The organism is Streptomyces sp. NPDC058685 (assembly GCF_042714725.1).
Taxonomy (GTDB): domain Bacteria; phylum Actinomycetota; class Actinomycetes; order Streptomycetales; family Streptomycetaceae; genus Streptomyces.
Genome location: NZ_JBHXSL010000053.1, coordinates 18,957 through 34,014, shown reverse-complemented (window position 1 = coordinate 34,014; position 15,058 = coordinate 18,957). Strand labels below are relative to the sequence as shown.

The 15,058-nt window shown below is 73.1% G+C and carries 9 protein-coding genes; 3 read left to right on the top strand and 6 right to left on the bottom strand.

Annotation, left to right across the window (positions count from 1 at the left end; translation table 11 throughout):
• Positions 1-5 precede the first annotated feature (5 nt).
• Positions 6-458: a roadblock/LC7 domain-containing protein gene (locus ACFWU3_RS30280; RefSeq protein WP_313947555.1), complete on the bottom strand. Its 453-nt coding sequence runs from the start codon at positions 456-458 to the stop codon at positions 6-8.
• A complete protein-coding gene (locus tag ACFWU3_RS30275) occupies positions 455-3,148 on the bottom strand; it encodes a nitrate- and nitrite sensing domain-containing protein (RefSeq protein WP_384444068.1) in 2,694 nt (897 codons plus the stop codon). The genes ACFWU3_RS30280 and ACFWU3_RS30275 overlap by 4 nt, the downstream gene beginning before the upstream one ends.
• Before the next feature lie 476 nt (positions 3,149-3,624).
• Between ACFWU3_RS30275 and ACFWU3_RS30270 the strand changes: the two genes are divergently transcribed.
• The gene (locus ACFWU3_RS30270) at positions 3,625-4,065 is read left to right on the top strand and encodes a hypothetical protein (RefSeq protein ID WP_384444066.1); all 441 of its coding nucleotides are present in this window, start codon (positions 3,625-3,627) and stop codon (positions 4,063-4,065) included.
• A 36-nt stretch (positions 4,066-4,101) separates the two neighbouring features.
• On the opposite strand, the gene ACFWU3_RS30265 is transcribed toward ACFWU3_RS30270, so the two are convergent.
• From ACFWU3_RS30265 to ACFWU3_RS30250, 4 genes are all read right to left on the bottom strand, one after another.
• A complete protein-coding gene (locus ACFWU3_RS30265) occupies positions 4,102-9,186 on the bottom strand; it encodes a hypothetical protein (RefSeq protein ID WP_384444064.1) in 5,085 nt (1,694 codons plus the stop codon).
• A gap of 70 nt (positions 9,187-9,256) precedes the next feature.
• Positions 9,257-10,156 (bottom strand): hypothetical protein, encoded by a 900-nt coding sequence (locus tag ACFWU3_RS30260; RefSeq protein ID WP_384444062.1) that lies wholly within the window; start codon positions 10,154-10,156, stop codon positions 9,257-9,259.
• Positions 10,157-10,331: 175 nt separating this feature from the next.
• Positions 10,332-11,858, bottom strand: a complete 1,527-nt coding sequence (locus ACFWU3_RS30255; RefSeq protein ID WP_384444060.1) for a hypothetical protein — start codon at positions 11,856-11,858, stop codon at positions 10,332-10,334.
• A gap of 202 nt (positions 11,859-12,060) precedes the next feature.
• Positions 12,061-12,777 carry a GntR family transcriptional regulator gene (locus ACFWU3_RS30250; RefSeq protein ID WP_384444058.1) on the bottom strand — a complete coding sequence of 239 codons (717 nt, stop codon included), beginning with the start codon at positions 12,775-12,777 and terminating at the stop codon, positions 12,061-12,063.
• 159 nt (positions 12,778-12,936) lie between these two features.
• On the opposite strand from ACFWU3_RS30250, the gene ACFWU3_RS30245 reads away from it, so the two are divergent.
• Together ACFWU3_RS30245 and ACFWU3_RS30240 are read left to right on the top strand one after the other, a co-directional pair.
• On the top strand, positions 12,937-14,214 hold the full coding sequence (locus tag ACFWU3_RS30245; RefSeq protein ID WP_384444056.1) for an MFS transporter: 1,278 nt from the start codon (positions 12,937-12,939) through the stop codon (positions 14,212-14,214).
• Positions 14,211-15,023, top strand: a complete 813-nt coding sequence (locus ACFWU3_RS30240; RefSeq protein ID WP_384444054.1) for a putative hydro-lyase — start codon at positions 14,211-14,213, stop codon at positions 15,021-15,023. The genes ACFWU3_RS30245 and ACFWU3_RS30240 overlap by 4 nt, the downstream gene beginning before the upstream one ends.
• Positions 15,024-15,058: the final 35 nt, after the last annotated feature.

Here is a 15,058-nt window from a genome sequence, read left to right as displayed (position 1 = left end):
GACACTCACCCTCCGGCGGCCGGACCGGACCGTGGCGCGGTGGCGAGGTGCACTCCGACCCGCTTGACCATCAGCGTCATCTCGTACGCCACGAGGCCGACGTCGGAGTCGGCGTCGGCGAGGACGGCCAGACAGCTGCCGTCACCGGCGGCGGTGACGAAGAGGAAGGCCTCGTCCAGCTCCACCACGGTCTGGCGGACCTTGCCGGCGTCGAAGTGGCGGCCGACTCCCTTGGCGAGGCTGTGGAATCCGGAGGCGACGGCGGCCAGATGCTCGCTGTCCTCCCGGGTCAGCTCCCCCGACGTGCCGGTCGCCAGACCGTCGCTGGAGAGCACAAGTGCCTTGCGGATGCTGCCGACGCGGTCCACCAGCTCGTCGAGAAGCCAGTTGAGCTCGCCGGAACCCTTGGCGACCGGGCGGCCGCCCACGGCGTCTGCTGCGGTGTGCGGTGCGGTCATCGACCGTCCCCCTCCGATGTGTTTCGTGGTGCCGGCCGGCCGGTACCGGTGGTCTGCCCGGCTTCGTCGGCCTCGTCTGCGTTCTGGAGGCGGCCGCGTTGCCAGCCTCGTTGCATGGAAGCCATGCGATTGCGTACTTGTTCCGCGTCTCGTTCGACATCATCACGCACGTCCGGTGCCGGGCTCTGGCCCGACCCCTCCCTGAGCTGGGGGGCGAGGCTCGCCTGACGGACCCGGCGCGGCAGGCCGTCGATGAGCCCGGGGTCCGCCGGCCCGTCCTGCGGCGCGGGCGACGACCACGGTCCGGGCGATGCCGGACGGAGCTCGTGGGCGGGCGCGGGCGGCGGTTCGGTGCGCGCCGGCTCGGGGGCCGGGGCCGGGTGCGAGCGGCCGGACTCGTCGACCCGGCGCCCGTGGTCGGTGACCAGCGTCGGCGGTTTGCGGCGCGGAAGCGACACGGGTCCCACCGTCCGTTCCGGCGCGGGCTCCAGCGCCTGTTGGTGCTGTTCCTCGGGGACCGGGCGCCGGCGGCCTCGGGACCTCGCCCGGAAGATGCCGCCGCGTTCGCTCTCGGAGTCGCCGAGGTCGGCGAGGGTGCCGGAGTCGCGGTCCGCGGGGCGGCCGTCGAAGCCCAACGGGTCGACGGGGCCCTCCAGTTCGACAGGTCCGTCGAGCAGCGCCGAGCCGTTCGCCCGCCCCGGACCCGAGAGCGCCGACAGTTTGCCGTCGCTACCGCGCCGGCCCGCCGCGCTCTCGCTCTTGCGGTCGAGCCGGAAGCCGGTGCCCTGCGTCTCGGGGGCGTCCGTGAGCAGCGCCGCGGGGATGAAGACGATCGCGGTCGTCCCGCCGTACGGCGACGGCTGGAGGGAGACCCGCACGTTCTGGCGCTGGGCGAGCCTGCTGACGACGAACAGGCCGAGCCGGTCGGTGTCGGAGAGCTCGAACTCGGGCGTCTCGGCGAGCCGGAGGTTGGCGTCGAGGAGCACCTCGGGGGCCATGCCGAGTCCGCGGTCGTGGATCTCGAGGGTGAAGCCGTTGGCGACGCGCTCGCCGTGCACCTGGACGCCGGTGTGCGGCGGGGAGAACACCGTGGCGTTCTCCAGGAGTTCGGCGATGAGGTGGGTGAGGTCGGCGACCGCGGGTCCGCCGACGCCGATGCGGGGCAGCCGGCGCACCTCGATGCGCTCGTAGTCCTCGACCTCGGCGACCGCCGCCCGGACGACATCCATGAGCTGGATCGGCTTGCGCCACTGCCGGGAGGGCGCGGCGCCGGAGAGGATCACCAGACCCTCGGCGTGCCGGCGCATACGGGTCGTGAGGTGGTCCAGCCGGAACAGGTCCGCGAGTTCCTCGGTGTCCTCGGTGCGGCGCTCCATGGTGTCGAGGAGCGTGAGCTGGCGGTGGAGGAGCACCTGGTTGCGGCGGGCGAGGTTGACGAACACCTCGGAGACACCGCGCCGCATGTCGGCCTGGCGTACGGCGGCCTCGACGGCCGCGCGCTGAAGGGTGTTGAGCGCCTGGCCGGCCTGGCCTATCTCGTCCTTGTCGTACTCGAGGCGCGGGGCCTCGGTCTCGACGTCGACGTGTTCGCCGGCCGCCAGTCTGCGCATCACGCTGGGCAGACGGACGCCGGAGACCTCGTGGGCCTCCTTGCGCAGCCGGGACAGGTCGCGGACGAGGTCGCGGCCGATGCGCACGGAGACGATCACCGAGACCAGCAGGGCGAGGAAGCCCAGGACGCCGGCGATGCCCGCGCGGACGAAGACGCTGTACGCGGCCGGGTCGACGCGGTCCTGGTAGCGCGCGCCGGCGGCATTGGCCTCACGGGCGAGTTCGTCGAGTACGGGGGCGGCGGCCGACTCCCAGTCGGCGGCCTCGGCGGCGCTCGCCTTCTTCAGCGGTCCGCCCGCGATGAGGCGTTCCTCGGTGTCGCGCAGGGCCGCGGTCTCGGGGCTTCGCCAGTACTGCTCGTAGATCCCGCGTTCCTGTGCGGGCAGGACCTCGAGGTTGATGTCGTAGTAGAGCTCGCGGTTGGCGACGAAGACGGAGAGCTTGCGGATCTCGTCGGCGCTGACCTTGCCCGTCGTCAGGGCGGAGGCGATGAGCGCGTCCTCGCGGGACAGCATCTCCATGGCGCGGACGAGGCCGACGAGGGCACGTCCCTGACGTTCCATGCCGACGTCGTTGAGGGCGTGCAGGGTGGTCAGGAAGCGGAAGCCGGGGTCGACGATGCGGTTGTAGAACTCCAGGGCCTGGGCGCGCGAGACCGTGCCCGCCTCCACGGAGCGGCGCAGGGCCGCGAGGCCGTCGAGCCCTTCCAGCAGCGAGGTGAGCCTGGTGCGACCGTCGGGCCGCATGTCCTCGCGGACTTCCTTCTTCTCCGCGTTCTCCTTGATCCTGGCCACGGCGGCGTCGGTGGCCGCGCGCCTGTCGCGGAGCGTGGGCAGCGCGTCGGAAGCACGGCGGTCCGCCAGGTAGACGAGCGTCTGCCGGCGTTCCTTCTGGATGTCCTCGAGTGCGTCCTCGACCGGGTGACCGACCTGTTCGACCACCGAGCCGACATCGAGAAGCTGGTCCGCCTCACGGCCGGTCAGTACGGTGGCGAAGCCCCACAGTGCCGTGAGGGAGACGAGCGGCACCATCAACAACGCCACGATCTTCCGGCGGATGGACTTCCCGCGAAAGCGCATGGCCTCCCCCTGCTCAACCCCGCCCACGGCAGGCGGTGTTATCCGTCAACAAACGGCGCGAGCCTACTACTGTCACACAGACAACTCGAAGGTGCGTCCGGACGATTTTCAGCCTGCCCACGATGCGTTGATCACGGGTTGTCCTGGTATTCAAGGAGATGACATTCCCCGCGTGTCCCGCCCCACCTGGCGGCACGTCATTTTTCGGACCGTGGTAGATGGCTGGAATTCTTCGTTCTGCGGGAATCATTGCGCCTGGTCAATCGTCCTTCTGTACGGGGGTTGTGGGGGCGCGTCCGCATCGGCGGACGGCGGATTCGGTTCAGCGCCGGGCCGCTCGCGGCCGACACCGGTTGTTCATCTCCGTCGGTGCGTCCGACGTGCGGCGACGTCCGTGTACGACGCAGCGCCGGAGTAAAGCAACGGAATCCGGGCAGCCACCCTGAAGCCGGACAGAAGTGGGGAGTGACAGTTCCATGGACACGGACGAGCGTCGCGGAGCGGTACGAGCGACGGGCCATGCGCAGGATTCGCCGCAGCTCTGGGTCGAGGAGCCGGTGGCGAGACGGCGTATGGCGGATCCGGTTCGTACGGCGGCGGTCCGCGCGGTACTCATAACCTCGCTGACGCTGATTCAGGCGATGATCGCCTTCCTCTGCACCCTTGCCGGTTCATGGCTGGCCTTTCCCATGGTGCTCAGCTCTGTCGCCAGCACCGTGGTGGCGACCTGGGCGGTGCTGGACGTCTGGGTGACCCGTCAGGTGTGGAACCAGCGTCATGGTGTGATCTCCGCGCCGAGCAGCAGCGCGCGGCAGCTGCGACGGGAGCGCCGTCGGGTGCGGCGGGCGGCCCGGGCGGCCGCGCGCGAGAGTGCGCGTATACGGCGGCAGAGCCGGGGCCGGCTGTCCCAGGCCTGAACAGCCGGGCCCCTGCGCGGTGTCGGCTGCCCGCCCTCAGCGGGCGGCCTCCGCCGCGGCGGCTGCCGTGTTCCCGGTGGAGTGCTCCGGTGCAGCCGGGGTCCCGGGTGACGCAGGCTTTCCGGGCGAGGCAGGCTTTCCGGGCGAGGCGGCCTTTGCGGGCGAGGCAGAGGGCCCGGGTTCCTGCTCCACCGCGGCGCGCTTGTACATCCTGGTCGCCGTGATCTCACCGTGGACCGTCTCGCCGGACGGGTCGTGCTGGGGCAGGCCGGGCCGCAGGTGCTCCTCGACGCTGATGTACTTCAGCCCCGCCCGCAGATCCGCGTCGTTGCGCAGCCGGATGACGAGCGGGAACTCCGCGAGTGCCGTGGTGTCGAACAGGCCGGTCGTGTAGAGCAGTTGGACGCCGAGCGCATCCGACACCGCCCGCTGGAGCTCCAGCAGATAGGTGGCGTTCGCCCGGCCGATCGGGTTGTCGAGGAACAGGGTGCCCGCGTGGCGGTGCCGGTCGCGGCCACGGTCGTTGCTGCGCAGCGCCGCCATCGTGCAGTAGAGGGCGATGGCGGCCGTGAGCAACTGACCGCCCGAGAACACATCGCCCATCTGACCGACCGGGACCCGCTCGGCGCGCAGCACGGCGTCCGGCTTGAGGATCTCCACGGCGACACCCTTGGGCTCCAGCGCCGCCTGCACTCCGCGCAGCAGCAGTGACATGCCGTCCCTGCGCCCCTCGCCGTAGGCGGCCGAGGAGTTCTTGCGCACGGCCGCGCGGGTCGCCTCGTCGATCACCTCGCCGAGCCGCTCGGCCAGCGTCGCCTGGTCCGGCTCCTCGAAGCGGATCCGCAGGAACTCCTGGCCGGACCACTCGCCGAGTCCCTCGGGCAGCCGGGACAGGCGCTGGGCCGAGCGCAGCGTCGTCAGCGCCGACTCCACCAGCCCCCGGAGCCGGTCGACGATGGTGTCGCGGTTGCGCTCCAACTGCTCCAGCTCGTCGGTCAGTACCCGCAGACGCGGCGCGAACGCCTCGGCCCACTTCGCCGCGTGCTCCGGCAGTGCGGACGCCGGCAGCTCCCTGATCTGCTGCCGTGCGGGGGTGCGCACCTGCTCGTAGCGCGTGGAGTTGGCGTGCCGGACGAGGACGTCGCTCGCCTCCCGTACGGAGGTCTCGGCGGCGGACAGGTCGGCGGCGCAGGAACGCAGGGAGCGGCGGGCCTCGGCGGCGGACTGGCGGGCCTCCGCCAGGCTGCCCGGGTACGGCTCGGGGGTCTCCTGGCCCTCCTCGTCGTGCTGCTCCCGCAACAGGTCGCGCAGCAGGGCTGCGGCCTCGTCGAATCCTCCCCTGGCCTCCTCGGACGCCCGGTGGGCCCGGAGCAGGCTCGCGTGGGCGTCTCGGGCCGTCTCCAACGCGTCCGTACGCGAGGCGAGTTCGGCGGTCGCGGTACGCAGCAGGGTCTGGGCCTGTTCGGCGTCGGCCGGGACGAGCTCGTCGGGGAGCTCGGTGTGGGCGTCGCCGTCGGCGGGAGCCAGTCGTTCCGCCTCGCCGCGCAGCCGGCCCAGCTTCTCGCTCGCCTCCGTCGCCCGTGTCTCCAGCATCTGCACCAGCGACTCGGCGCGGGCGGCCGCGGCCTGACGGGACGGCCCGTCGGCGCCGTCCGTACCCTCCAGGAGCTGGGCGGCGCGGGTGCGGACCTTGTTGGTGAGCCGGTCGAGCTCGGCGAGGGCGGCGCTCTCGTCGCTCTCGGCCCGGGCCTGCTCGGCGCGGAGGTCGGCGCCGACGCCGACCTTCTCGTACAGCTGGGAGGCCGCGCGGTAGGCCTCGCGCAGGGCGGGGAGCGCGGCGCGGGCGGCGTCCTCGTCCGGCTCCGGCAGGTTCTCGGGTGCTCCCGCGATCTCGGCACGTTCGGCGCGCAGGGCGCGGGCCGTGCGGCGGGCGTCGTCGCCGGCCCGCTGGGCCGCCCTGCGGTCCTCGTCCGCGGCCTTCGCGCGCTCCAGGCAGGTCGTGGCCCTGGCCTCGGACTCGGCGGCCTCGTCGGCCAGTTCGCGCAGCTTGACCTGCCAGCCCGCCCGCTCCCGAAGCCGGAACGCGAGGCCGGCGAGAGCGTCGGCGACCCGGCGGGCGCGCTGGGCGGCATCCTGCCGCTCGTCACGGACGCGCGCGGCGTCGGCAGCCGCCTCGTCCGCCTCGGCGCGGACTGTCCGTGCCTCCGTCAGTTCGGCCTGGGCCTCTTCCGCCGTCTCCCGGGCCGCGTGCGCTGCCTGCGCCAGCTCGGCGAGCATGCCGGGCGGGCAGTCCGCGCGCCACGATCCGATACGCGCGGCGAGGGACCGGTCAGCGGCGAGCCTGGCGGCGAGCGCCCGGATCTCCTCGTCCCGGGCGGCGGCCCGGGCCCGCAGCGCCTGCCGCTCCTCGTCCGCCGCGTGTTCGTCGTGCATCGCGGGGTTCGGCGGTACGAGGAAGACACCGCTGCCGCCGTCGTCCTGGCCGGTGCCGGGTCCGGGGACCGGTGCGAGCAGCGCTGCCGCCGTGCCGACGGCGACCGCGGAACGGGGCAGCAGCGCGGCGCCGGTGAGGACCTCACGGGCGCGGGCGTGCGACGCGGGGTCGGTGATCACCACGCCGTCGACGAGTTCGGGCCGCGCGGCGAGGACGGCCGCGTGGTCGGCGGGGTCGACGGCCTGCGCGAGGTAGCGCCAGCCGGGCAGCGCCGGAACGCCGTGTTCTCCCAGGTACTCGACGGTGGCGAGGACGTCGGGGCCGGGCGGCAGCAGGCCGCCGTCGCCGAGCGCCCCGAGGATCCGGGTGTCGTCCGCGGCGACGGTCCGCAGGTCGAAGAGCTGGCGCTCGGCGGAGGTGACGTACTGGTCGAGCAGTTCGTGCAGCTCGTCGGCGTACCGGTCCAACTCCTCGGTGGTGAGGGGGCCTTCCGCCGGCCGGGCGGTCCGGGTGACGGGGCCGGCGGGACCCTGCGCGGACGCCTCGGCGTCGGGGGCCTCGCCGGACGCGTGCCGCCGGGCGCTCGCCCCTTCCGCCGCGGGGCCACCGTGTCCCGATCCGGCTGCCGAGCCCTGTTCCGGCGCGTTGTCAGCACCCGCGGTGTCGCCACCGGCGGTTCGTGCTGCCGCGCCCGCGCGGTCGACCTGGCCGTCCTCATCGGCACCCGGGCCCTCTCCGTACGGCTCGGTCGGCGCGTCCACGCCCCCGCGGGCTGCCTCCGCTCCGGCCGTGCCCCGGCGGGGCGAGGGGACGGTCGCGCCCGAGGCCGGGGCCTGTGTCGTCGGGGGCAGACTGAGGAGTTCCGCGAGGCGGTCGTCCTCCGCGATGGCGTCCGCCGCGCGGCGCTCCGCCTCGTACGCGTTCTCCGCGGCCTGGGCCGCGTCCGACGCCCGGGCCGCCGCCAGTTCGGCGCGGGACTCCGCCGCGGCCGCCTCCCGCGCGCGGTCCGCCGTGGCGCGTCCCGCCTCACGGGCCGCGTCCCATGCCGCGACCGCCGTCTTCTCCGCGTCGCTCGCCGCCAGCGCGGCGCGCGCGGGGTCGGCGTCCGGGGCCGTGTCGTCGAGCCAGCCCGCGCGCACCGCCTCGGCCGTTTCCTGCTCGACCTCGCTCAGCCGCTGCCGGAGATGGCCGATCTCGCTGCGGGCGCGCTGGGCCTCGGTCGCGGCGGCCGTCGCGTCGCGGTGGGCGGCCTCGCCCGTCTCCTGGAGGGCCGACGACCGCTCCTCCTCCTCGTTGGCGACGCGCTCGCCGGCTTCGGCCGCGGAGTGCAGCGCCCGCACGAGGTCGGCGGCGGCCTTGGCCCGGGCGGCGAGCGCGGGGGCGGCGTCGCGTTCGGCCTCGCGGATCGCGACGGCCACACGGGCCGAGCGGTCGGAGGCGGCGCGGTGCCGCAGCACGGCCTCCGCCGCCTGCCACGCGGAGTGCAGTGTGCGGGCGTCCATCAGCTCGCGCCGCTGGGCAGCCGCGCCCTTCTCGGCGACGGTCAGCGCCAAGGACGCGTGCCGGTAGGCCAGTTCGGCCGCGATCAGCGAACTGCGGCTGCGGGCCCGCTCCGCGTCGGTGACCGTGTGCGCGGCGGCCGTGACCTGCTCGGTCAGCTCCGCGGTGCGGCCGCGTTCCAGCTCGGCCCGTGCGGAGAGCCGGCGGGCGAGGGTACGGGTGCGACGCTCGGCTCCGGTGTGGATCTCGCGGGCCCGCGTCCGCGCCTCGGCCGCCTCCACGATCCGGCCGAGCAGGTCGGCCGATCCGGCGGTGAAGTCGCGCTCGGCGGTCAGCTCGGCCCGGCGGCCCAGCTTGTTGCCGAAGCTGCTGACGAGGTCGGCGAGGCCGTCCGTGTCACGGGTGTCGGTGACGGCCCGCAGCAGCAGGTCCGTGAAGTCGGAGTCCTTCTTGACCGCGAAGAGGCCCGCGGCCTCGCCCTCGTCGGCGTTCATCTCCCGCTGGTAGCGGAACAGTTCGGGATCGAGGCCCACCTCGCCGAGGTGCTCGTTCCAGCGGTCGTGGATCTCCTCCCAGTAGACGTCCAGGTGCGGGTACACCTTCGCCGCCTCCGTGATCGCGTCCCGGAAGCCCTTCATGGTGCGGCGGCGGCCCTGTGCGCCGGAGACGCCTTCGACCGGAGGGCGTACCACCGAGGACTCGGCGACGGGCAGGGAGTCGAGGCTGAGCCCCGGGCCCGGACGGAAGGAGTACCAGGCCTCGGCGAACTTCCGCGGATCGTTGGAGACCTGGCGTCCCCGCCACTCGCTCACCTTGCCGACCACGATCAGCTCGCCCGTGAGGGTGTGCTGCCACTCCAGCGCGACGTGCCCGCAGTCGTCGGCGAGCAGGAACTTGCGCAGGACTCCGGAGCTCGCGCCGCCGAGCGTGTTGCGGTGGCCGGGCAGCATCACGGAGAAGATCAGCTTCAGCAGGACGGACTTGCCGCCGCCGTTCTCCAGGAAGAGCACGCCGGCGGGGGCCGGACGGCGGGGCGGGCCGGCCGGCTCCTCCTCGAAGAACTCGGCCTGCGTCGGCGCGGGGTGGGGCACCGGCGCGCCGACCCCGCGCAGATCCAGCACGGTGTCGGCGTAGCGCGCACCGGCGGGCCCGATGGAGTAGAGGCGAACGCGGGACAGCTCGTACATGGCGGCGGACTCTCGTGGTCGGCAGGCGGATGGGCGGGGCGGGTGGCGGGGGCCCGGGCGAGGGCCGGGGTCAGGAGTGGAAGGGGAGTCCGGCGTCGGCGGCCAGCTCCAGTCCGTCCGCGTCGGGCGGCGGTACGAGGGTGGCGGTGCCGTCGCTGACCGGCACCACGCCCAGTTCGAGCAGTTCGGCCATGGCCGCGCTGCCCGCCATGTCGCGGACCTGCAACTGGTACCGGGCGGTGGTGCGATAGGCGCCTCCGGCGTCGTCGCCCGTGCGCTGGAGGAAGCCGGAATCGGTGAGGAAGGCGACGGCCTTGCCGACGATGCCGGTGGTGGAACCGGCGAGCCGCCGCGCGTCCTTGGTGGCGCCGGTGGCGCTGCGGCGGGCGTAGACGCGCCAGGCGGCCTCGAGACCGGGCTCGTCGGTGGCCGGGTCGGTGTTCTCACCCTCGGCGTCGGCGCGCTCTTCGAGGCGGCCGCACGCCTGGCGTACGAACGCGTCGACGCCGTTGACGGTGATCCGGCCGATGTATCCGTCGTCGGCGAGGTCCTCGGGGCGCGGGAACGCCAGGGCGGCGACGGCGAGATGGGCCAGACCGTGCAGGAAGCGGTCCGCGGAGTCGGCGGTGGCGCGGCGGGCGTAATCGCCCATGCGGACGGCGAACACGGAGTCCTCGCCGGCCGTGACCGCCATACCGGCGCGCGGGGAGACTTCGAGGACGATCAGACCGAGGCCCGTGGCGACGGCGTCCGCGAGACGGGCGAACGCGGGCTCCTCGCGGTAGCGGCGCAGCAGTTCGGCGTACTCGGCGTCGCGCGCGGGCAGCAGCTTGGGCTGGAGTCCGAACGAGACGAGGCGCGCCGCGTCGGCGGCGTCGGCGGGTGTGACCGTGGCCTGCGCGGCCGGGACGGGCGCCTCGTGGGCGTCCGCCTCCCGCCATGCGTGCTGCTCGGCCTGGTTGTCGGTCACTGGTGCTCCTGCGCAGTCGTGGTGGTGATGGTCGCGGGCCCGGATACGGATGCGGTTCCGCGGCGCCGGCCCGCGGTCGGCGTCTCCCGCCCATGGGGACCCCGGGCGCCGGACGCGGCCGGAGAGGGACCCCGCGCCGCCCCGGACGCCGCCGCAGAGGCCGGAGTCAGGGTCCTCACGCCGCCTCCGTCCGGTCCGCCGTCATACCTGCCGCGTCCAGCAGTGCCGTCCCCACTATCAGATCCGCGCCGCCGAACTCGGGGTCGTCGAGCTCGGTGCCGTCGTCGACCGCGAACAGCAGCCGCTCCTCACCCTGGCGGTAGGCGGTGCCGACCGGAGGGCTCGCCGCGTGAATGGCCAGCAGCGCGACCAGGTAGGGCAGTTCGGGATCGCGGCGGCGCGCCTCGGCGAGCAGGCCGGACAGCCGGCGCGGCGCGTCGTGCTCCAGGTCGAGCAGCTCCATCGCGCTCGCCAGCTGTTCCTCGCTGAAGCGGCTGTCGTCCGGGGTCGCGATCAGATCGGGCTCGGGCATCTCCGCGCCGAGGTGCTCGCGTTCCAGGGGCGGCGTCAGCAGCATCTCGACGAGGTCGCCGACACGTACGGAGGAGGGGGTGCGCAGGCCGGTGCCGCGGGCGAAGAACGCGTCCGTGACCCGGATCGCCGACCGCAGCGGCAGCGGCAGCACCGGGGTGACGAGCTGCCCGTAGAGATCGAGTCCGGTGCGCGCGGTGGGACGGGCGAACGCCTGCCGGTCCTGCTCGGCACGGAACAGCGGCCCGGCCTCCAGGAGTCGGGACTGCAACTGCGTGTGGCGGCGGATGCAGTCCTTGACGATGTCGACGAGCTCGGCGGCGCGGCGCTTGTGCTCCGGGTCCTCGGCCTCGTCGCGTGCCTTGCGGATGTTGGTGAGGATCGCGTTCTCGTGGCGGTACCGGTCGGCGACGTGGTCCAGCGCTTCGGCGATCATGTCGGGGACTGCGTTCAGCCAGTCGACCGCGCGGACGTTGCGGCGGGTGGCGTCCAGGGTTCTGCGGAGGGTCTCGGCGTACTGCACGGTGCGGTACCGCGCCTGTTCGGCGGCGAGCTGGGCGTCGGCGAGCCTGCCCCGGCTGATGAGGACTTCGAGCTTGACCTCCGCCGCGATCTGCGCGCTGGTGACGTCGGTGTCGAGCGCGCCCACCAGGACGTTGACCGCTTCGTCGGTGGTACGGAGGTAGACGCTGCCGCCGTGGCCCGGGACTTCCTCGATGAGTTTGAAGTCGTAGTCGCGGCGGGTGTAGATGCCGTCGGTCCCGAAGGTGCCGTAGACCGCGCGGAAACCGCGGTCCACGCTGCCCACGTTGATCAGGTTCTCCAGCACCCAGCGCGCGACGCGCTCGTGCTCGGCGACGGGCCGCTGCGGCGCCTGGGCACCGATGCGCGGCAGCAGCCTGGCGACGATCTGGTCATGGTCGGCGCCGGTGTCGAAGTCCATGTTGAGCGTGACCAGGTCGATGGCGGACAGCGCCACCTCCGCCATCGCGTAGACCGTGTACTCCCCCGCGAGATTCGCCTTGCGGGCGTCCAGGTCGTGCAGCGGCGCGGTGCACGCGAGCGCGCGGAGCCGCCGCGCGAGCCCTTCGTCGGCGGCCGGGCCCTGTGCGGGCCGCGGCCCCGCGCTGAGCTGGGGCGGAACGAATTCCGTCGAGGCAGGCGAAGTCACGCTGCACAGATTAGGTCCTCGCACCGACAACGGTCGAAACGACGCAGAAGCGACCGCCCCACCCGGGCCCTGGTCCGGTCCGTGGCTCGGGTCCGGTCCGTGGCCCCGGTCCGGTCCGTGGCCCCGGTCCGGTCCGTGGTCCGGGTACGCGCCGCCCGGCCGGTGCCCGGTGCCGGTGCTCACCACCGTGCACCCGCTGCGACTACGCTCCCTCGCCGTCCTCGTCCGCGACGAGGTCGGCGTAAGTCTCCACCATCTGAGTGCGGGAGTCCTCGAGATAGTCGGTGAGCAGCCGTTCGGCGGCGGTGCGGTCGCCGGCCTGGAGCGCGTCGAGGATGGCTCGGTTGCGGACGAGGTAGGGCTGGTGGAGCCGACGGGGGTCGTCCACCACATGGAAGGCGAGCCGCAGTTCGGCCAGCACGCTGCGCATCAGTTCGTCGGTGCGGGCACTGCCGGCGAGGGCGACCAGTTCGCGGTGGAAATGGATGTTTGCGGTGGAAACGCCCTTCCAGTCCCTTTCGCGCTCGGATCGTTCACCGCCGGAGACCGCGGCTTCGAGCCGGTCGACGGCGTACGGAGGCTCGCCGAGACCGTGCACGACGGCGCACTCGACCAGGAGACGGGTGCGGTAGATGTCGATGACGTCCTGGACCGCGAGCATCCGCACGAAGACACCGCGGTTGAGCTCGTGGACGAGCAGCCGTTCATGCGTGAGCAGCCGGAACGCCTCACGCAGGGTGTTGCGCGAGACACCGAGCGCCTTGCCGATGCCGTCCTCCGAAAGCCGCTCCCCCGGCGGGAAGTAGCCCTCCGCGATCCGGGTCCGCAGGATGTCCGCGACCCGTTCGGCCGTGCTGGTGCGACCCAACAGCGGCCGATCGTCCGCCAGTCCGCCGGCCTCGGGCTCCGTCGTCCCCACAACACCCCTCTCTCCGTCGCCGGCGACTCCCGGCGACGCGCGAGCTCCATCGTAGAAGGAAGAACGACCCGACATGACTCTTGTCGGATCGTTCAACAATCCCCTACCTTGGCGCTACCGCACAGTCGCCAGCACCCTCTCCCCCTCTGCGAGGTGCAGATGAGTACGACCCAGGCACAGTCGAAGCAGGGCGAACTCCCCGAGGACACCGGCGCCTTCGCCTGGCTGCGGGCGCTCGGCCCCGGTGGCCGCCGCGCCTTCGGCGGCGCGTTCGGCGGATACGCCCTCGACTCCTACGACTACTTCACGCTGCCGCTGAGCATGGTGGCGATCTCCGCGTACTTCGCCCTCGACAACGGACAGACCGGACTTCTCACCACCGTCACCCTGGTGGTCTCCGCGGTGGGCGGCGCGCTCGCCGGGATCCTGGCCGACCGCATCGGCCGGGTGAAGGCCCTGATGATCACGGTGATCACCTACGCGGTCTTCACCGTGGCCTGCGGCTTCGCCCCCAACTACGAGACGCTGATGGTCTTCAGGGCTCTCCAGGGCCTCGGCTTCGGCGGCGAGTGGGCTGTCGGTGCGATCCTGGTCGCCGAGTACGCCGGCCCCAAGCACCGCGGCCGTACCCTCGGTGCCGTCCAGAGCGCGTGGGCGGCCGGCTGGGCGCTCGCCGTGATCGTCTACACCCTGGTCTTCGAGTTCCTCGACGCGGACACCGCGTGGCGCGTGATGTTCTGGACGGGCGCGCTGCCCGCTCTGCTGGTGATCTATGTACGGCGCCATGTCAAGGACGCTCCCGAAGCCGCCGCCCGGCGCAGCGCCAGTACCGAGCGCGGTTCGTTCGGGGCCATCTTCAAGGGCGACCTGCTGCGGACGACGCTCTTCGCCACGCTACTCTCGACCGGTGTCCAGGGCGGCTACTACACGCTCGCCACCTGGGTCCCCACGTATCTCAAGACGGAGCGGGGGCTGACCGTCGTCGGCACCGGCGGCTATCTCGCCTTCCTGATCTCCGGCGCGTTCCTCGGCTATCTCACCGGCGGTTATCTCACGGACCGCATCGGCCGCAAGAACAACATCACGCTCTTCGCCGCCCTCTCGGCGGCCGGGATTCTCGCCTACACGAACATCCCCTCCGGGGCGAACGGCCTGCTGCTCGTCCTCGGCTTCCCGCTCGGGTTCTGCATGTCCGCGATCTTCAGCGGCTTCGGCTCCTTCCTCAGCGAGCTGTACCCGACGGCCGTACGCGGCACGGGTCAGGGCTTCACCTACAACAGCGGCCGCGCGGTCGGCGCCTTCCTGCCCACGCTGGTGGGCTTCCTGTCCGACAGCTGGGGTGTCGGCGGCGCGCTCATCCTCGGCGCCGCGGGTTACGCGCTGGCCGTGGTGGCGCTGTTCGGCCTCCCGGAGACGCGCGGCAGGGAGCTGCTGTGACGGCGTACAGCGCACCCTCCGAGCCCCTCGACGGGCGCGCGTGGAGCCCGGCCGAGGCCCGCACCCGGTTCCGTTCCGGGCTGAGCGGCCCGACCGCGGGCATGGTCCCGGGCCACGCACAGGCCAATCTGATCGCGGTCCCCGCCGACTGGGCGGACGATGTGCGGGAGTTCTGCCGGCACAATCCGAAGCCCTGTCCCGTACTCGACGAGACCGACGCCGGTTCCTGGTCCACCAGGCTCGCACCGGGCGCGGACCTGCGCACCGATCTGCCGCGCTACCGCGTGTGGGAGCACGGCGAGCTCGTGGACGAGCCCACCGAAGTCCTGGAGTGGTGGCGCGAGGATCTCGTCGCCTTCCTCATCGGATGCAGCTTCACCTTCGAGTGGGCCCTGTCGGCGGCAGGGGTCCCCCTGCGCCATGTCGAGCAGGGCCGCAACGTCCCGATGTACGTGACCGACCGGCTCTGCCACCCGGCGGGACGGCTGCACGGCCCCATGGTCGTCTCCATGCGTCCCGTGCCGTCCCGGCATCTCGCCGCCGCGGTGAGCGCCAGTGCGGCCATGCCCGCGGTCCACGGCGCCCCGGTGCACAGCGGCGACCCCGCGGAGCTGGGCATCGAGGACCTGAACCGCCCCGACTTCGGTGACGCGGTGGTCCCGGAGCCGGGCGACATCCCGGTGTTCTGGGCCTGCGGAGTCACCCCGCAGGCGGCGGTCATGGCCTCCCGGCCGCCGTTCGCGATCACCCACGCACCGGGCCGGATGTTCATCACGGACGTCCGCGACGAGCAGTACCGCGTGGCCTGAACCCGCGGCCCGACCGCGTGAACCGAGCAGAGGCA